General features: G+C 69.9%; 17 protein-coding genes. 10 read left to right on the top strand and 7 right to left on the bottom strand.

What is annotated here, in order from left to right; genetic code table 11:
• The first annotated feature begins 241 nt into the window (after positions 1–241).
• The 4 genes from F3T56_RS14685 (at position 242) to F3T56_RS14665 (ending at position 3866) form a co-directional block, all read left to right on the top strand.
• Positions 242–535, top strand: a complete 294-nt coding sequence (locus F3T56_RS14685; RefSeq protein ID WP_149825726.1) for a DUF503 domain-containing protein — start codon at positions 242–244, stop codon at positions 533–535.
• Between the two features lie 84 nt (positions 536–619).
• Positions 620–1066, top strand: a complete 447-nt coding sequence (rbfA, locus tag F3T56_RS14680; protein ID WP_149825635.1) for a 30S ribosome-binding factor RbfA — start codon at positions 620–622, stop codon at positions 1064–1066.
• Entirely contained in the window at positions 1063–1977 is a 915-nt protein-coding gene (truB, locus tag F3T56_RS14675; RefSeq protein WP_149825634.1) for a tRNA pseudouridine(55) synthase TruB, read from the top strand. Before rbfA ends, truB begins: the two co-directional genes overlap by 4 nt.
• Before the next feature lie 935 nt (positions 1978–2912).
• A complete protein-coding gene (locus F3T56_RS14665; protein WP_149825633.1) occupies positions 2913–3866 on the top strand; it encodes a bifunctional riboflavin kinase/FAD synthetase in 954 nt (317 codons plus the stop codon).
• 81 nt (positions 3867–3947) lie between these two features.
• Here F3T56_RS14665 and F3T56_RS14660 read toward each other — a convergent pair whose 3' ends face one another.
• The 3 genes from F3T56_RS14660 to eccE form a co-directional block, all read right to left on the bottom strand.
• Entirely contained in the window at positions 3948–7058 is a 3111-nt protein-coding gene (locus F3T56_RS14660) for an SCO5717 family growth-regulating ATPase (protein ID WP_149825632.1), read from the bottom strand.
• Positions 7059–7321: 263 nt separating this feature from the next.
• Positions 7322–8152: a hypothetical protein gene (locus tag F3T56_RS14655; protein WP_149825631.1), complete on the bottom strand. Its 831-nt coding sequence runs from the start codon at positions 8150–8152 to the stop codon at positions 7322–7324.
• The gene (gene eccE, locus F3T56_RS14650; RefSeq protein ID WP_246203622.1) at positions 8152–9513 is read right to left on the bottom strand and encodes a type VII secretion protein EccE; all 1362 of its coding nucleotides are present in this window, start codon (positions 9511–9513) and stop codon (positions 8152–8154) included. Before eccE ends, F3T56_RS14655 begins: the two co-directional genes overlap by 1 nt.
• A gap of 176 nt (positions 9514–9689) precedes the next feature.
• Here eccE and eccB point away from each other — a divergent pair, with 176 nt between their 5' ends.
• A complete protein-coding gene (gene eccB, locus F3T56_RS14645; RefSeq protein ID WP_149825629.1) occupies positions 9690–11228 on the top strand; it encodes a type VII secretion protein EccB in 1539 nt (512 codons plus the stop codon).
• Positions 11229–11263: 35 nt separating this feature from the next.
• Positions 11264–12532, top strand: coding sequence for a type VII secretion-associated serine protease mycosin (gene mycP / locus F3T56_RS14640; RefSeq protein WP_149825725.1), 1269 nt, complete (start codon positions 11264–11266; stop codon positions 12530–12532).
• A 306-nt stretch (positions 12533–12838) separates the two neighbouring features.
• Here the strand turns inward: mycP and F3T56_RS14635 are convergent, their stop codons facing one another.
• A complete protein-coding gene (locus F3T56_RS14635; protein ID WP_149825628.1) occupies positions 12839–13162 on the bottom strand; it encodes a DUF397 domain-containing protein in 324 nt (107 codons plus the stop codon).
• Positions 13163–13567: 405 nt separating this feature from the next.
• On the opposite strand from F3T56_RS14635, the gene F3T56_RS14630 reads away from it, so the two are divergent.
• Both F3T56_RS14630 and F3T56_RS14625 read left to right on the top strand, forming a co-directional pair.
• On the top strand, positions 13568–13954 hold the full coding sequence (locus F3T56_RS14630; protein WP_229913773.1) for a WXG100 family type VII secretion target: 387 nt from the start codon (positions 13568–13570) through the stop codon (positions 13952–13954).
• A 19-nt stretch (positions 13955–13973) separates the two neighbouring features.
• On the top strand, positions 13974–14285 hold the full coding sequence (locus F3T56_RS14625; RefSeq protein WP_149825626.1) for a WXG100 family type VII secretion target: 312 nt from the start codon (positions 13974–13976) through the stop codon (positions 14283–14285).
• A 63-nt stretch (positions 14286–14348) separates the two neighbouring features.
• Here the strand turns inward: F3T56_RS14625 and F3T56_RS49705 are convergent, their stop codons facing one another.
• Together F3T56_RS49705 and F3T56_RS14615 are read right to left on the bottom strand one after the other, a co-directional pair.
• On the bottom strand, positions 14349–15062 hold the full coding sequence (locus F3T56_RS49705) for an ATP-binding protein (protein ID WP_172638946.1): 714 nt from the start codon (positions 15060–15062) through the stop codon (positions 14349–14351).
• On the bottom strand, positions 15059–15337 hold the full coding sequence (locus F3T56_RS14615) for a hypothetical protein (RefSeq protein ID WP_149825625.1): 279 nt from the start codon (positions 15335–15337) through the stop codon (positions 15059–15061). The genes F3T56_RS49705 and F3T56_RS14615 overlap by 4 nt, the downstream gene beginning before the upstream one ends.
• A 229-nt stretch (positions 15338–15566) precedes the next feature.
• Between F3T56_RS14615 and F3T56_RS14610 the strand changes: the two genes are divergently transcribed.
• Together F3T56_RS14610 and F3T56_RS14605 are read left to right on the top strand one after the other, a co-directional pair.
• Positions 15567–16430: a helix-turn-helix domain-containing protein gene (locus F3T56_RS14610; RefSeq protein WP_149825624.1), complete on the top strand. Its 864-nt coding sequence runs from the start codon at positions 15567–15569 to the stop codon at positions 16428–16430.
• Positions 16427–16672 carry a DUF397 domain-containing protein gene (locus F3T56_RS14605; RefSeq protein WP_342786927.1) on the top strand — a complete coding sequence of 82 codons (246 nt, stop codon included), beginning with the start codon at positions 16427–16429 and terminating at the stop codon, positions 16670–16672. Before F3T56_RS14610 ends, F3T56_RS14605 begins: the two co-directional genes overlap by 4 nt.
• A 181-nt stretch (positions 16673–16853) precedes the next feature.
• Here F3T56_RS14605 and F3T56_RS14600 read toward each other — a convergent pair whose 3' ends face one another.
• On the bottom strand, positions 16854–17654 hold the full coding sequence (locus F3T56_RS14600; RefSeq protein WP_425473574.1) for an HARBI1 family protein: 801 nt from the start codon (positions 17652–17654) through the stop codon (positions 16854–16856).
• Between the last annotated feature and the right edge of the window lie 29 nt (positions 17655–17683).

The following is a 17683-nucleotide window of genomic DNA, read 5'->3' as shown; positions in this document are numbered from 1 at the left end:
GGGTCGTGTGTGGTTGCTCGCGCAGTTCCCCGCGCCCCTATAGGGGCGCGGGGAACTGCGCGACAAGCCCCCACCGACCCGCACCCGAATATCGGGGGGAGGGACGGGTAGGGGCGGCGGGGGCGAAAAACAATCCCGTCGAGCCGCCCGCAGGGTTCGTTGTACGGTTCTGATGTTCCCGCCCAGGCACATCGCCGGACGGGCCACCTATCCCGTACCGGCGGGTGAACCGGCTACACACATGTACGTGGGGACTCTGTCCTTCGATCTCCTCCTCGGCGACGTACGGTCACTGAAGGAGAAGCGCTCCGTCGTCCGCCCCATCGTGGCCGAGCTCCAACGCAAGTTCGCGGTGAGCGTGGCGGAGGTCGACCACATGAACCTGCACCGCCGGGCCGCCATCGGAGTGGCCATGGTGTCCGGCGACACGGGACACCTGAGCGACGTACTGGACCGGTGCGAGCGCATGGTCGCAGGCCGCCCCGAGGTGGAACTGCTCTCGGTCAGACGACGCCTGCACGGCGACGACGACTGACCGACTGAAGGACCGCCCGACTGCCCGACCGCAGAGACAATTCAAGAAACAGCAGTAACGCAGAACGAGCTAGGAGACGGACCAGTGGCCGACAACGCGCGTGCCAAGAGGCTGGCGGACCTCATCCGAGAGGTGGTGGCCCAGAAGCTGCTGCGCGGGATCAAGGACCCGCGGCTCGGCTCACACGTCACCATCACGGACACCCGGGTGACCGGGGACCTGCGGGAGGCGACCGTCTTCTACACGGTGTACGGGGACGACGAGGAGCGGGCGGCAGCCGCCGCGGGACTGGAGAGCGCCAAGGGCATCCTCCGTTCCGAGGTCGGGCGGGCCGCGGGTGTGAAGTTCACGCCGACCCTCACCTTCGTGGCCGACGCCCTCCCGGACACGGCCAAGACCATCGAGGACCTCCTCGACAAGGCGCGGACCTCGGACGCCAAGGTGCGCGAGAGCGCGTCGGGGGCCGAGTACGCCGGTGGCGCCGACCCGTACAAGAAGCCGGGTGACGACGAGGACGACGCCGCCGAATGACCGAGCAGCGCCAGAAGAACACCACGCCCGACGGCCTTGTCATCGTCGACAAGCCGTCGGGCTTCACTTCGCACGACGTGGTCGCCAAGATGCGCGGCATCGCCCGGACCCGGCGGGTCGGGCACGCGGGCACGCTCGACCCCATGGCCACCGGCGTCCTCGTCCTCGGCGTCGAGAAGGCGACCAAGCTCCTCGGCCATCTCGCGCTGACCGAGAAGGAGTATCTGGGGACCATCCGGCTCGGACAGACGACGATCACCGATGACGCCGAGGGGGAGATCACGTCCTCCGTGGACGCCTCCAAGGTCACCCGGGAGGCCGTCGACGCCGGGGTCGCCAAGCTGACCGGTGCCATCATGCAGGTGCCGTCCAAGGTCAGCGCCATCAAGATCGACGGCGTACGGTCGTACAAGCGGGCCCGGGACGGCGAGGACTTCGAGATTCCCGCTCGGCCCGTCACCATCTCCTCCTTCGCCGTGTACGACGTCCGCGACGCCGTCGCCGAGGACGGCACCCCGGTCCTCGACCTGGTCGTGTCGGTGGTGTGCTCCTCCGGGACGTACATCCGGGCCCTCGCCCGCGACCTCGGCGCGGACCTCGGCGTCGGCGGCCACCTCACCGCGCTGCGCCGGACGCGCGTGGGGCCGTACAAACTGGACTCCGCGCGCACCCTCGACCAGCTCCAGGAGGAGCTGACCGTGATGCCGATCGCCGAAGCGGCCGCGGCCGCGTTCCCGCGCTGGGACGTGGACGACAGACGCGCGCGGCTGCTGCTGAACGGGGTGCGGCTGGAGATGCCGGAGGAGTACGCGGGCCGGGGCGCGGTCGCCGTCTTCGACCCCGCCGGCCGCTTCCTGGCCCTGGTGGAGAACCAGAAGGGCAAGGCGAAGAGCCTGGCCGTCTTCGGCTGACGGTGCCTTTTAGGGCATGGGGGACTGCAGGTTTTTCAGGGGCGCGGGGCTGTATCAATTTGCGGCTCCGCCGCGTGGGCGCGAGTAACCACGATTCACCCGCACTCGCCACTCAACCCCGCACTTCCCGAGCTCATAGGCGGGGTCCAGGGGCGTAGCCCCCTGGCTTCGACGGGGCGCCGGGGGCACCCGGCGCTCACCGGCTGAGCCCAGCCGAGCGTGGAGCGGCGTTCACGGGGCTTGAACGTTCCCGCCGCTCCACGTTCCCCCCTCGGTTCCCCCACACAAAGGTGTATCCATCCGCTGACGGCTATTCACCCCTTCGTGCGGGCGCTCGGAGTGAACCGAGGGAGCGGAAGGGGGCGCGTTCGCAAGGGCACCGGTGTCGGGGCGGCAGGCGACGGCTACCGCTTCGCCCACGAGGAGCCAGCCGACTGGATCCAGGGCGCGCACCTGGACCTCGACGCGGTCCTGCACGCCCTGGTGCACCGTGGCTGGGTCGCGCAGGCAGAGGCCCGGCGGGGCTGGGGCACCATGCCGGCGGAGGCCCGCGTCCGGCGCCAGGCCCGTCGAACTCGCCGGGCGCCTGGAGGAACCGCTCGACGCCCTGGACGCCCTGCTGCCGCCGGACGACCCGACGTGGTGGGCCACCCACCTCCTCGCCGACGCCCTGTTGCTCGTGTCTGGGTCCAGGTAGCGCGGTCCTTCGCCGGTGGCCGGGTCGGCCGCACCGGCGGGGGGACGAGCTGCTCGCCGTCACCTGGCGGGGGTGTCGGGAGTGCGGGTGCCCGCGTGAAGGGGAGGCGTGCGGCGCCGGGGTTTCGTGCTCCGGGTCACAGGCCGGATGCCGATGCGGGCCGAGGGCATCGGGCATGGCACCCTTAGACCTGCGTATGAGGCAACCACGGACACAGGTTCGACGAGGAGCGGTCACAGTGCAGCGCTGGCGTGGCTTGGAGGACATCCCCGAGGACTGGGGGCGCAGCGTCGTCACCATCGGTTCCTATGACGGGGTGCACCGGGGGCACCAGCTGATCCTCCGGCACGCCGTGGAACGCGCCCGTGAGCTGGGCGTTCCCTCCGTCGCCGTCACCTTCGACCCGCACCCCAGCGAGGTCCTGCGCCCCGGCAGCCACCCCCCGCTGCTCGCCCCGCACCACCGCCGCGCCGAACTGATGGGCGAGCTGGGTGTGGACGCGGTCCTGATTCTGCCCTTCACGACCGAGTTCTCGCGGCTGTCGCCCGCCGACTTCGTCGTCAAGGTCCTCGTCGACAAGCTGCACGCCAAGGCCGTCGTCGAGGGCCCCAACTTCCGCTTCGGCCACAAGGCCGCCGGGGATGTGGCGTTCCTCGCCGAGCAGGGCAAGACGTACGACTTCGAGGTCGAGGTCGTGGACCTGTTCGTCACCGGCGACGCGGGCGGCGGGCAGCCCTTCTCCTCGACCCTGACCCGGCGGCTGGTTACCGAGGGGGACGTCGAGGGCGCCCGCGAGATCCTCGGCCGCCCGCACCGCGTCGAGGGCGTCGTCGTACGCGGTGCCCAGCGCGGCCGCGAGTTGGGCTTCCCCACGGCCAACGTCGAGACACTCCCGCACACCGCGATCCCCGCCGACGGCGTCTACGCCGGGTGGCTGCACGTCGAGGGCGAGGCCATGCCGGCCGCGATCTCCGTCGGCACCAACCCCCAGTTCGACGGCACCGAGCGCACGGTCGAGGCATACGCCATCGACCGCGTCGGACTCGACCTCTACGGGCTCCATGTCGCCGTCGACTTCCTCGCGTTCGTGCGCGGGCAGGCGAAGTTCGATTCGCTGGACGCGCTGCTCGTGGCGATGGGGGAGGACGTGAAGAGGTGCCGGGAGTTGATCGCGGCGTATGAGGGGGAGTAGCCCCACGGCGCTTCGGAATCGCAGAGGGCCCGCACCGTTCGTTCATGAACGGTGCGGGCCCTTTTCGCTGTCCCCTACTGGCTACTGCTGGGGCGGCGGGTTCTGGCCCTGGGGCGGATACGGCTGTTGGTAGGGCTGGCCCGGAGCGGGCTGCCCCGGCGCCGGCTGCCCGGGGTGGCCGTAAGGTTGCTGGGGATGGGGCTGCTGGCCGGGCTGTGGGGCGGCCTGGCCCGGGTAGGCCTGACCGGGCTGACCGGGGTACGGCTGGGCCTGCTGCGGCGGGTAGGGCTGGCCCGGATACGGCTGGCCGGGCATCGGCTGGCCCGGCATCGGCGGGGCGGCGACCGGCGGCGGGTTGCCGTCGGACGTCCACAGGCCGTGCGACTGCTGGTGCCGGGACATGTCCTCGGCGACCATGGCCGCGAGCGTGAAGTACGCCTCCCGCACCTTCGGCCGCATCATGTCGAGGTCCAACTCCGCACCGGCGGCGAGGTGTTCGTCGAAGGGCACGACGACCACGCCACGGCACCGGGTCTCGAAGTGCGCGACGATGTCCTCCACCTTGATCGTCTTACCGGTCTCGCGCACACCGGAGATGACAGTGATGGAGCGTGCCACCAGGTCCTGGTACCCGTGCGCGGAGAGCCAGTCCAGCGTCGTACTGGCGCTGCTCGCACCGTCCACGGACGGCGTCGAGATGATGATGAGCTGGTCGGCGAGGTCGAGAACCCCGCGCATCGCGCTGTAGAGCAGACCCGTACCCGAGTCGGTCAGGATGATCGGGTACTGCTTGCCGAGGATGTCGATCGCGCGCCGGTAGTCCTCGTCGTTGAAGGTAGTCGAGACGGCCGGGTCGACGTCGTTGGCGATGATCTCCAGGCCGGAGGGGGCCTGGGAGGTGAACCGCCGGATGTCCATGTACGAGTTGAGGTACGGGATCGCCTGGACCAGGTCACGGATGGTGGCGCCGGTCTCGCGCCGCACCCGGCGGCCGAGCGTGCCCGCGTCCGGGTTGGCGTCGATCGCGAGGATCTTGTCCTGGCGCTCGGTGGCGAGGGTCGAGCCGAGGGCCGTGGTGGTGGTCGTCTTGCCCACGCCGCCCTTGAGGCTGATGACCGCGATGCGGTAGCAGGACAGGACCGGCGTCCTGATCAGCTCCAGCTTCCGCTGCCGCTCGGCTTCCTCCTTCTTCCCACCGAGCTTGAACAGCCCGCCGCCGGACGCCGGCCGACTGCTCCTCTGCTTCTGCTTCTTGCTGTTGAGCAGCCGATCGGAGGACAGCTCCACCGCCGCCGTGTAACCGAGCGGCGCCACACCCGGGTTGGTGGGCTGCCGCTGGTCGTGCTGCACGGGCTGCGGCCAGGCGGCGCCGGTACGGGGGTCGACGGGGGCGGGCGCCGCGGCGGCCTGGGGGTGACCGGGCTGGCCGGGGGCGCCTGCGGGGCCGGGTTGGGCCGGGTGACCTGCACTTTCGGGCTGGCCGGGGTGGCTCGGGTGGCCCGGGTGGTTGGGCTGGCCGGGGATCTGGGGCTGCGGTTGACCGGGCTGGGCGGGGGGCTGGGGGAAGCCGTAACCGCCCGGAGGAGTGGGGGAGTTGGGCGGGCCCTGGGGGTTGGGGGTCGGTGCGCCGGGGGCGCCGGGGCCGCCCTGCTGGGGTACGGGCGCGTCCGGGTGTGGGAAGCCGTAACCAGCGGGAGGCTGCGGGGCGTTCGGGGGGCCCGGCTGGGCCGGCTGCTGGGGGAAGCCGTAGCCGCCCTGTGGGGGTACGGGGGCCTGGGGCGCGGGTGCGCCCGGGGGCGGGAAGCCGTAACCGGGGGCGGGCGGGGCCGGGGGAGCGGCGGGAGAGGGGGCGCTGGGTTGACCGGGCTGGCCGGGCTGTGCCGGGGGTTGGGGGAAGCCGTAGCCCGCCGGGGCAGGTGCGGCCTGCTGGGGCGTGGGGCTCGGGGGCGGCGGCGTAGTGGGCGCGCCGGGCGTGGCATCGGCAGGGGGGGTGCCCCAGGCCGCGGGCGCGCCCTGAGGAGCCTGCGGCTGGAACGGCTGCTGCGGCGGCATCGGCGGCTCCCCCTGCGCGGCCGCCGGCTGCGGCGCCTCGGGGAAGCCCTGGGCGGCCGGGGCCGACGGCACGGACGGGGGCCACTGCGCCGCCGGGGCGGGCGCGGCGGGCTGATACGCGGGCGGCAACGGCGGAAGCCCGCCCTGCGGAACCGGCGGCGGAGCCCACGCGGGGGGCGTCTGCGATTCACCACCGGACGAGTCCGCGGCGGGCGGGGCATCCTGGGGTGCCGCACTGCTCTGCGGGACGGCGGCCGAGGGCTCGGGGTCGGCGGGGGTTGCGTCGGCAGGCTCGTCGGTGCCCGGGAGGGGCTGCGGAGTCGCGTCCTGAGGTGCGGCATCCGTTAGCTCGGCCTCGCCGGAGGCGGCGTCCGAGGCGACCGCGGGACCGGGCTGCTCACCCTCCGCGGCACCGGCTTCGCTGCCTTGGTCGGCATCGGCGGACTGCTCGGCGGCATCGGCGTCGGCGCCGGATTCGGCGCTGTCCCGCCCCTGAACCTCGGCATCCGGACCGGCCTCCGCGGCCCCAGCATCACTGTCACCGGCACCGGCAGAGGTATCGGCACCGGCCACGGACTCGGCGTCGGGCACAACGGCACCCTCGGACGCCTCACCCTCCGCCCGCGGAGCGTTCAACTCGAAGTCGGCCCCACCCGCGTCACCACCCTCAGCGGCGACACCCTCATCGGCCTTGGCCGCAGCCCCTTCCGCGATCTCGCGCTTCAACGCGGTGGCCGAGATCCGCATGGTCGCGCCGCTCTCGATGTCCCCGCTGTCGGCACCGGCCTGCTCGGACACGGGCACGGGCCCAACCGGAGGCCACGGAGGCGGAACAGCGCCCCCCGAAGCCGCACCCCCCGAAGCCCCACCGGCCATGTCGACAGGCGGACCGACAGGCGGCGCGGGCGGAGCCGGCACCGAACCGGCGGCCGGGACAGCACTCCCCGCACCCGCCCCTGCCCCCGCAGGCGCACCCGAATCCGAACCGACCCCTCCCGACGAGGCGTTCTGCGTATACCAGGCAGGCGGCGCATAGTCGATGGTGAACTCGCCCGTCGTCTCGATGGCGGACTCGGCGTCGGACTGGTCATCGCCGGGTGTGGCCCAGCCCCCGCGGATCCCGTCCCGATCGCTGTTCACAATTCCTCCTGGTGTGGTCGTGCACCCTCAAAGCCGTGCCGGGGCCGACCGTTCTTGTCGTTCCAGCCGTGTCGTCGTGACGTCGTGGCGTGCGCCCCCGGTCCCAGCCTAATCACCACGAGCGCGACGACGGCAGGCCCGTCCACCCCTCCGCGCCCGCCCGCTTCGTCACACCTGCCCGAAGGCGACCTACGTATCCCCAACGAGAACCCATCAAACCGGTTATTACCGGTGAACATCCCGAAAAGAGAAGCGCTTCGCCGTCAGTCCATCCGCCGAGGCGTCCCCAACAACCCGATCTCCGCATCGGTCGGCTGGGTCATCACATACTGCCGATCGCGATCGGCGCACCAGAGCGTCACCCCGTCGGCGAGTGTCGGCAACGAGTCCACGTCCGCCCGAGGCAGCGCCATCGCGCGCCCCAACTCGCCCGCCTCGTCCGGCGAGACCCGCTGGACGCCGACGAGCCGTGCCTGACGAATGAGCCGGGGAGCCACCGGACTGAGGTACGGCAGCAACGTCAACACCGACTGCCAGGGCCCGGAGACAACCCGCCCGCGCGGCGGCCGCATACCGCAGTCCCGCACAACGAGCACAGGACCGCCGGCCGACGCGCCCTGCGGCGGAACCCGCCCCACGTCGTACACGGCCATACCGTTCTGCCCGCCGCCCATGGCATGCACCATCTGCATCCAGGACTGTGCCCGCCCGGTCTCCACCGCGACCCGCGCCCCGGTCGCCGCCGCGCGCAGGGCGAGCACCTGGGCGGTCCAGAGCCCACCGATGAGGACGACGTCGTACGGAGTGGGCCGGTTGACACCCAGCACCGCGGGCTGCCCCTCGGAGTCCACGCCTACGACGACCCCGTCGTCCCCGATGGGCAGTCCGAGGGAGTCGACCTGCTCCGGCGACAGCGTGTGGCGCCCGTGCCGGGGTCCGATGAGCCCGAACCCGGAGCGCACACGCTCACGTACGCGCTCCCCGACGGAAGGCGCGGAGGAAGAGGAAGGAGAACCGGACGGCTGCGGACCGGGCGGCTGCGGACCGGGCGGATACGAACCCGGCGTATTCGCCCCCGCACTGGTCATGGCCATCACCGAACACCCCCGAGAGGCAGAGTCGCGAGCATGCCCGGCAGCTGTTGACGGTCGAGTCGCGCGAGCCCGGCGCCGGCCTGTCGGGCGGCATGCTCCAACGCGCGCCGGGCCGCGACGAGTTCGTCGTCACTGCGCCCGGTCACCCGCAGATGCCCGGTGAGCGCCACCTCCTGCCGCTCCCCGCGGGCCAGGGTCAGACTGAACGTGGTGGCGAGCGCGGGCACGGCCGTGAGCGCCCCCAGGAGCTGCGGAAGCGACGGCCCCCTGCCTCCCCCCAGGTGCGGCCAGCGCCGCACCCAGTAGGTGGTGTGCCGACGGTTGTCGCACCGCCAGCTTCGCCCCGACTCCTCGGTGCGCCGCTGCGGAGTGTCCGTACGCCCGGCCTCCGCGGTCACCAACGGATTGGCACAGGCGGACGTGGCGACGGCCGCGACCAGTTCCTCCTCATCGAGGACGGTCGTCCGGAACCCGGCCCCGGTCAGCCGGCTCGCCAGATGGTCCGCGACGCGCACGACACACTTCTGTGCCCCCACGAGCCCACCCCCACGCGCGGCCACGGCCTCCGGGCACAGCTCCGGGTCCAGCTTCAACGCGATCCAGGTGATACGGACCGCCGGAGCCCCCGTCTGAGCCTGCAGCGGCGCGTAGTTACTGACCGCCACCGACTGCTGGGGCAGCTGTATCGCGGGCGCCGGCTGGGTGTGCAGGACGACCTGCGCCCGCTCCAGCCGAATCCCGTCGACCTCCAGCGCGTCCCGCACCAGCCCCAACGGCAACGGCTGCCGGCTCCGCTCCGCCCGCAGCGCCGTCGCGTCCGCCTCGACCTGCAGTAGGGCCGTGACGAACGTCCCGTCCCCGATGATTCCGACCGGCCGCTGGTCCCGCCCGCCGAACGCGTACGTCCGCAGACTCGGGTCGCATTCCACCGCGGGCGCCAGGCCCGGCTCCGTCCCCGGCGGTACCACCGCCTCGGCGGCCTGCCGCTGCCGCGTCTTCAACGCCCGTGCGGTGGCCAGCCATTCGGGCAGCGACCGCCCCCGGCGACGTACGACGGCGAGGAGGACGAGCAGAACGGCGACCACGGCCGCCGGGACGAGTGCGAGGGGGTGGACGGCCCAGCCGACGAGCAGCACGGCGCCGGCTGCCTCGACGAGAAGCAGCTGTTGCAATCGGAACGCCCCGAAGTGCCCGTTGTTCGCTTTGAGGTGAAACGTGACCGAAGTGGAAGTGGACGGCGACACCGCGGGCGTGGGTGCAGTGGGTGCAGTGGGTGCAGGAGAGGGCGCGGATACGGAACGCGGGTCGGCCGCCTGTGTACGCGACCGCGACCGCGATCGCGTCCGGCTTGCGGAAGCCATTGCTGCAAACCCCCCGTAGTCACCTGAATCGCCCCGCTCGACGGCGGCCTCCATGCGGAACGCACCCTACCCGCCCCACGCAGGCAAAGACTCAACGGGCATAGTAGGGGGCCGATCTGACAACGGAGGGCGGGGGCGCCGGCCCCCGGGCGCGGTACGGGGAGAAACAGGCACTCATGGCATCACGGCGGGATGAACTCAACGCCTACACGTTCGCGAAGCGGCGCACGCTCGCGGCCTTTCTCCAGCCGTCTCCCTGGGGCTCGGAGGAAGGGGCTCCGAAGCCGTTGCGCGCCGTCGTACCGAGCCTGATCGCCGGCGCCCTCGTGCTGGGCGTCTTCGGAGCCTGGGGAATGTTCCAGCCGACCGCGCCCAAGGGGTGGAACAAGCCCGGCACCCGGGTCATCGTGGGCAAGCAGTCGACCACCCGCTACGTGGTCCTCAAGACGGACGGAACCACCCGCCTGCACCCCGTCCTCAACCTCGCCTCCGCCCGTCTGCTGATGAACGGCGCCGACTACGAGGTCACCCAGATCAATGATGAGATCCTCGACGCGGGGAAGCCGCCTCGCGGCCCCATCCTCGGAATCCCCTACGCCCCCGACCGGTTGCCGACCCCTGAAGAGGCGGGCAAGGCCAAGCGCTGGGCGGTGTGCGAGCAGCCCGGTGGCAAGGGCAGCACGGTCCAGGAGGCCACGTTCGTCCTCGCGGACCGGGACGCGAAGAAGACGGACGGCTCCGGTCGCCTCTCCGGCGGCGAGGTGCTGTACGTCAAGGCCCGTACCGGAGAGCGCTATTTGGTCGACGCCACGGGCAAGGCGTACCCCATCGCCGGTGAAGCGACCGAGGGGGACCACGACGACCTGACCACCGCACTCGTGGGTTCCAGGCCGCCCCAGCTCGTCACGAAGGAGTGGATCGCGACCCTGCACAAGGGTGATCCGATCGCCTACCCCGAACTCCCCTCCGGTGTCGGCTCCCCGGCCGGGATCCAGGGCCAGCTCTCCGAGGACGAGAACCGCGTCGGCATGGTCCTCGAGACGCAGACGGGCGAAGGCAAGAAGTACTACGTCGTGCTCCCCGGCAAGGTGCAGCCCATCAGCGAGTTCACGGCCTGGCTGCTGATCACCTCCCCGCAGACCGCCACCCTGAACATGAACGGCGTAGCCGCAAAGGTGGGTCTGCAGGACTTCACCGCAGACAGCAGCACTTTCGCCGGACAGCCGGCGAATTGGCCGACGCTGCGCGCCTCCATGGTCAACTCCGCCGCCGTGAACACGGGCCGCGACACGGTGTGCAGCGTCCTGCGCGACGTGGACGACGACAACGACACGACCCTCGGCACCTGGGCGGGCACCGAGTACCCGGCCGAGATCACCGCGGGTGGTACGAGCACGTACGTCACCCCCGGCACAGGCCTGCTCTACACCCAGATCCAGGGCACCGACGCCGACTCCGGATCGCTCTTCCTCGTGACGGACACCGGCCTGCGGTACGCGGTCCAGGCGAACGGTGACAGCGACAGCAGGCAGTCCGACATCGGCACCGACGGCGAGCAGACGACGTCCGACGGTACGCCGGCACCGAGCGAGGCCCAGGTGAAGCTCGGCTACGAGAACGTCAGGCCGGCGAAGGTGCCGCTCGTCTGGTCGGAGTTCCTGGCGAAGGGACCCAGGCTCGACACCAACAGCGCACGGCAGCCGCAGGGTTCGTGACCGCGACGACAGAGAAGGACGGGAGCGACGTACCCGTGTCGCCGAAGAAGACAACCCTCCCGGCCGCGGCCGCGGCCCTGATACTGACCGCGCTGACCACGGCCCCGCCGGCCGCCGCGGCCGTACCCGAACTCCACGCGCGCGTGGAGCTCGACGGCGGTCACGCGCGCGTGGAGCTCGACGGCAGTGGCGAGTGCACCTTCCCCGCCAAGCAGATCAAGGGCCGCCCCTGGGCGCTGCAACGCGTCCTCCTGGACGAGCTCTGGCAGGGCACCAACAAGGGCAAGGGCATCCGGGTGGCGGTCATCGACACCGGAGTCGACGACAAGAACCCGCAGTTGACCAAGGCGGTAGACAAGGCGGCCGGCCGCGACTTCCTCACCAAGGGCAAGGGCGGCGGCGACCCCACCAACGATCAGGTGGGACACGGTACCAAGGTCGCCGGCATCATCGCGGCCCGCCCCCACACGGGCACCGGGTTCGTCGGACTCGCCCCCAACGCCACGATCATCCCGATCCGCCAGAACGACGCAGAGAACAGCGGTGACTCGGACTCCATGGCGGAGGCGATCACCTACGCGGTCTCCCGGGGCGCCCACGTCATCAACATCTCCCAGGACACGACGAAGCCCCTGTCGAACACGTCCAATCTCGCCCAGGCTGTGCGCGACGCCATCGACCGGAACGTCGTCGTGGTGGCCTCCGCCGGCAACGACGGCCTCGACGGCCAGGTCAAGAACACCTACCCGGCCGCCTTCGAGGGCGTACTCGCCGTCGCCTCCTCGGACCGCAACAACGAACGCGCCTCCTTCTCCCAGGCGGGCGAATTCGTGGGCGTGGCGGCCCCCGGCGTCGACATCGTGTCGACCGTCCCGGGCGGCGGCCAGTGCACGGACAACGGCACCAGCTTCTCCGCCCCGTTCGTCGCGGGCGTCGCGGCCCTCCTCAAGGAGAAGCACAAGGACTGGTCGACCGCCCAGATCGTGACCCAGATCGAGCAGACCGCCGAACGTTCCGTCAACGGCCACGACAACTTCGTCGGCTGGGGCGTCGTCGACCCGGTCCGCGCGGTACAGGAGTCCGACCTGACCGACCCACCCTCGTCGCCGACCCCGGACCCCGGCGTGTCCAAGGCCCCGGCCCCCGACACCGCCCGTTTCTCCCTCGCCGAGACCCCGCACGAACGCGACGAGCGCTACGCCACGTACGCCCTCGGCCTCAGCGCGGTCCTGGTCACGGTCATCGCCGGCACGGCGGTCGTACTGCGCGATCTGCGCCGGAGGCACCGCGGTAAGGACGCCTGAACATGACCTTCGGGCCACTTCCCTCCCCGTTCACGGCATCCGCCGACGCGGCGCGGACGGCGCGCCGACGCCGTACGAGGCTGCTGGGATCCGTGGCGGCCGCCGTGGTCGCCGCACTGTGCGCAGGGCGCCGGGATCCTGGTGTACGCGACCGAAGACGATCCCGCCCCCGCGACGGGCCCGGAGGACGGCCAACAGAAGAAGTGCCCGTGGCTGGTGCTGGGCATGGAGGGCGTGAGCCCCGGCACATGAGGCGAGTCCCCGGGGCCCGGCGAGCCGGCCCCGTCCCCGGGAACCACCCCACTCTCACTGAGTGGCGTCGGCCCCTTGATCAAGCCCGCCGTTGTGAGGCGCCGGCTCCAGATCGAACTCCCCGTCCCGCGCCCCGAGCACAAAGGCCCGCCACTCGGCCTCCGTGTACCGCAACACGGTGTCCGGATCGAGCGACGACCTCATCGCCACGGCCCCCTCGGGCAGGTACGCGATCTCCACCCGCTCCTCATGCTCCTCGGTCCCCGGCGCGCTGTGCCACTCCACCCCCGAGATGTCGAGCGCATACAGCTCGTCCTTCTCGCGCTCTTTGCGTTCCTTGAGTGCCTTCTCAGCATCCTTGTCCAGCCCATCGGCCATGACGGCGCGATCCCTTCCCGACGTACGAACGAGCTACGGGGCCACAGTACTTGTGCGGTGGCCCACCCGTGACCGACAAACAGAACAGCAATGCGTCACACCCCGCAATCCTCGCATCACCCCCTGTCGGCAACCGGAGTTCCTGGTGCGACTCTTGTCCCGATACCTGCCCGACCCCTGAACTGCCCGTTACCACTTTGCAGTTGGAAGCGTCACGCCAAGTGACTAGAGTGGTATGCGGTATCACTTGGGTGGTACGGCACGGGGGCGGTGTAATGCTGTGGCCGCGCGTCGCGCGACGATCACGGTGGTTCTTGCCCGCCTGGACCATCTGGGCGTCCGGCCTCGATGGACGCGTCGCGGCGGTCGATCCCGCCGTCACATCAAGAGGAGGGTGGAGAACCTGTGAGTGGGACCGCGGACCAGAAACGCGAGAATGACCAACTCATCGCGCTGGCCAACAAGATCCAGAACTTCCATGTCGAGGTGAGCCGTCGTGTGACGTCGCTCAACACCGTGGTGGACATGATTCAGGGCGGCTGGCAGGGCGCGGCGAGCCAGGAGTACGACAGGGTGCAGCGAGAGGTGAACGTCCACCTCAAGAAGCTCCAGGACAACCTCGTCGACCTGGAAGACGTCATGCGCATGGCCGTCAACGGATTCGACGAGCATGAGCAGGAGCGCATCGCGGAGATCCGGAGGGTGGACAACTCCGGGGAGTCCCAGGCCCAGGCCGAGGCGGGTATGAGGGGCCAGACGTACACCACCGACCGCATCACCAGCCTCGCCTGAGCCACGGAGGATACCCACGATGAGCACCGGCTACGACCGCACAGCGATCAACTACGCCACGGTCACCCAGGCTGCGAGCGACGTCCGTAAGACCGCCACCGACCTCACCCAGGAACTCGACGCCCTCATGCAAGAGGTGAAGCGCGTCGCCGAGACCTGGGAGGGCGAGGCGAAGACGGCCTACGGCGACATCCAGCGCAAGAACACCACCGAGATGCAGCAGATGACCGAAAAGCTCCGCTTCATCGCCGAGCTCCTGGACAGGTCGGTCATCGGCTACCAGGGCACAGACCTGGACGGCGCGAAGCGCATCCGCATGCTGATGGGCTGACACACGGCTGAGGGACGGGGGAGGCAGCGGCACAGGCTGCCTCCCCCGTTGCACTGCTGACGGTCACCCGGCAGACTCCGGAGCCTCAAGGGGAACCTCGGCCCAGACCGTCAACTCGCCACCGCCCCGCAGCGTCCCCCAACGGACGGCCAGCGCTTGGGTGATCAGCAGCCCGCGACCGCGTTCCTGCTCCAACCCCAACAGTTCCGTCGACGTGTGCAGAGCCACGGACGTCGGCCCTCCACCCTCGTCCGTCACACTGATCACAGCGGTGTGGGAGGTGAGGCCACAGTCGACGGTAATCGTGTGGCTTTTACTGTGTTCCAGGGCGTTGGCGACGAGTTCTCCGGCGATCGTTTCCACGTCGTCGATGACACTCTGGGGCAGTCCCCACGAGTCGGCCGTGTCACGGACGTGACGCCGGGCGAAGCACGCGGAGGTGAGATCGGTACCGGGGAGGGCGATCCGGCCGAAGCGTCGATGCTCAGCCGGTACCCTGCCGAGCCGAGCGCCACGAGACTCGGCGATGAGCAGCACGTCGTGGAGCGCCTCGGCCAACTGACCTGCCATCGGAGCCCACGGACCGCCATCCGCGCTCTGATCTGGCAACACGGCCCGCGCTCGCCCCAGAAGCCGGCCCGCGAGCCCGAGCTGCGTGCGCTCGATCCGGTCGGCCATCCGAGAGGCCGTGCCCTCGCCGTTGGTGAGGAGGAGACAGGGCTGGCCGTGGAAGCCGGTCCAGGGCAGGAGCCGTACATGCTTCCCCTCGTCGTTCATGACGCAGCCCCCAGGTGGGCGTGGATGTCGCGGCGCAGCGGCTGGATCCTTGTCTTCTCCTCGTACTCGTACGCGGCAAGGCAGAGGTGGGCGAGAGCTTGCGAGGTGCCGTCGAAGGGTTCGTACCAGTGGCGGACGGTAGGGGCGAGGGCGGTACGGAAGATGAACGAGCCGGAGGATTGATGCAAGGACGATAGAGGATCTTCGCGATAGCGGCCGGTCGGCATGAAGAACAGACGCTTCCCGCAAGCGAGTTGGTTGATCAGTCGTCGCATGAGATTCCTCCAGCGTGGTTGAGCCCGGGAGTTGGCGACAGCAAGCATCGACTCCCCTTCACTGCCTGGAGTGTGGCACTGAACATCTCGCTGTGAGAATCTCGCAGCGAACATCTCTCAGAATCCCCTCATGTGGGTGACGCCATCCCGCACAGATGTGTGTGAGCGTGGTCCCGGCCCATGATGGGGGGCGCCTTAAGAACGGCACAGACGCAGAGAAGGGTCAGCAGTGGGACCGACCACCAGACGCCGCCAGCTCGGCGCAGAACTGAAGCGGCTCAGGGACCTGAAGGGGCTCACCCTGGAAGCAGCAGGCGAGGCGGCAGGGGTCTCCCGGGCAACCGTGAACCGCTACGAGTCCCACCAAGGCCCAGTGAAGTGGCTCGTCGTGGACGCGCTGTGCCGTGTGTACGGAGTCGGCGACGAGGAACGCGCCACGCTCGTCACACTGGCCAAGAACGCCAAAGTACAAGGCTGGTGGAAGAGCTACACCGACGCGATTCCAGGCTGGATCACACCGCTGCTCACGCTGGAGGACGAGGCGGTCGAAGAGTGTCACTGGGCCAACACCTACGTACCCGGACTGCTGCAGACCCGGGCATACGCAACAGCCGTGATCCAGGCTGCCGAAGTGCGTGCCGAGCCCGAACTCGTCGAACGCATGGTGGATGTCCGGATGAAGCGGCAGGAGGTCCTCAAACGGGAGACTCCACCCCATATTTGGGCCATTCTGGACGAGGCAGTCGTCCGCCGCCGTGTCGGATCCCACCAGGCCATGGCCGAGCAGCTGGAACACCTGCGTACCGTGGCCGGCACCCCACACGTCACCCTCCAGGTGCTCCCTTTCGAGGCCGGAGCGCACGCCGCCGAAAGCACCAGCTTCATCATCATCCGTGGCCCCGAGCAGTCACTCGACGTGGTCCACCTCAGTAACCTCAGCGGCGCCTTGTACCTGGAGAAGTCGGCCGACTTGGAGCGGCATAGGGTGGTGTTCGAGTATCTGCGATCGCAGGCGCTCAGCCCTTCGGAGTCGAGCGGCCTGCTCGCAGATCTGACCGGAGAGTTCGCGGCCTCGGGAACCAAGGAGCGATGATGACGCTGGCTCAGGGAACGAAAAATAACAACGTCCGGTGGATCAAATCCTCTTACAGCGGTGGATCCGGGAGCGACTGTGTTGAGGTGGCGATCAGCCACCAGAGGACCTCAGTACGCGACTCGAAGGCCACTCAGCAAGGCACACTGATAATTCCAAGTGACGTGTTTGCTGCCTTCATTGACACTCTGAGGGGGGGTGAACATTCGCGAAGCTTCATGAAAGGCTCTCTTCGAAGTTGAGCGATGGAGCCGCCGCGAGTTTGGCAGATCCGTTCCACTTCCGGCATGGAAATGGCCTGGTTGGAGACTTGAACCTGGAACGAATCTGCCTCTCGCTGCCCGGACCGCCTTGCCGTCCGGGCGCTTCTGTAGTTCACTGAGTCTTTCTCGGTAACGTCTCGTGACGGTTCGTGATCTTCGTTCAGGTGGTTCGGCCGTGTTCGAGTTGGAGCAGAACGAGGGCGGCGCGGGCGATCCGGGTGATGGCCGCGGGGTCGAGGCTGACCCGTCGCAGCGCCTTGAAGGTCACCTTGAGCAGGGCGTTGGCGCGTTCGGCGACGCCGTGGACGCCACGGATGACGGCGTTGAACGTCCTTTGTCGTTCGGTGAGTTCGCCGCCTTTGGGCTTCTTGACCGGATGGCGGAAGCCGGGCCCGGCGTTCTCGTAGCCGAGATCGGTCAGGATGGGGATGCCCAGGGCGGCGGCGAGGCGGTTCAGGGCATCGACCAGTCCGTGCGCGCGGGCGCAGGTGGTGTCGTGCTCGCGCCCCGGGCGGACCGCGGAGACCCAGATCGGCCAGCCGTCCGGAGCGGCGATGACCTGCACGTTCCCGCCGTGATGCTTGTGTTTCCCCGACCACCACAGGTCCGCCTTGTTGGGGCCGGCGGCGGCCACACGGTCCGTGCGGATCACGGTGCCGTCCAGGTTGAGATGGGTGTACCCGGCTGCTGCCGCGCGTTCCAGGGCGGTGGACAGGTCGAGCGCGTGGTCGGCGAGTACGGTCAGCCCCTCGTGCAGGTAGCGGTAGGCGGTCGGGGTCGCGACGCCGTTGTCGCGGGCGAGTTGGACCAGACGGCTGCCGTCGACGAACCAGCGCAGCACCAGCACCGCCTGCTTGAACGGGCCCAGCGCACGGGTGCCCTTGCGGGTGCCGAGCCGCTCGCGGTGTCCGGCGAGAAGCTTCGCGAGGTACTCGGCGGTGGCTCTGCTGACATCGAGCACGGCGGTGTAGGTGATACTGGTCAACGCGT

This window comes from Streptomyces tailanensis (assembly GCF_008386495.1).
Classification (GTDB): Bacteria; Actinomycetota; Actinomycetes; order Streptomycetales; family Streptomycetaceae; genus Streptomyces; species Streptomyces tailanensis.
Note: the sequence above shows the minus strand (reverse complement) of the source record. Positions and strands in the feature narration are given on the sequence as shown.

What these genes read in the sequence shown, in the direction of transcription:
- F3T56_RS14685 (WP_149825726.1), top strand. Translation starts at nt 242, where the DNA reads ATGTACGTGGGGACTCTGTCCTTCGATCTCCTCCTCGGCGACGTACGG.
- truB (WP_149825634.1), top strand. Translation starts at nt 1,063, where the DNA reads ATGACCGAGCAGCGCCAGAAGAACACCACGCCCGACGGCCTTGTCATC.
- F3T56_RS14655 (WP_149825631.1), bottom strand. Translation starts at nt 8,152, where the DNA reads ATGGCCATGACCAGTGCGGGGGCGAATACGCCGGGTTCGTATCCGCCC.
- eccE (WP_246203622.1), bottom strand. Translation starts at nt 9,513, where the DNA reads ATGGCTTCCGCAAGCCGGACGCGATCGCGGTCGCGGTCGCGTACACAG.
- eccB (WP_149825629.1), top strand. Translation starts at nt 9,690, where the DNA reads ATGGCATCACGGCGGGATGAACTCAACGCCTACACGTTCGCGAAGCGG.
- F3T56_RS14635 (WP_149825628.1), bottom strand. Translation starts at nt 13,162, where the DNA reads ATGGCCGATGGGCTGGACAAGGATGCTGAGAAGGCACTCAAGGAACGC.
- F3T56_RS14625 (WP_149825626.1), top strand. Translation starts at nt 13,974, where the DNA reads ATGAGCACCGGCTACGACCGCACAGCGATCAACTACGCCACGGTCACC.
- F3T56_RS49705 (WP_172638946.1), bottom strand. Translation starts at nt 15,062, where the DNA reads ATGAACGACGAGGGGAAGCATGTACGGCTCCTGCCCTGGACCGGCTTC.
- F3T56_RS14615 (WP_149825625.1), bottom strand. Translation starts at nt 15,337, where the DNA reads ATGCGACGACTGATCAACCAACTCGCTTGCGGGAAGCGTCTGTTCTTC.
- F3T56_RS14605 (WP_342786927.1), top strand. Translation starts at nt 16,427, where the DNA reads ATGATGACGCTGGCTCAGGGAACGAAAAATAACAACGTCCGGTGGATC.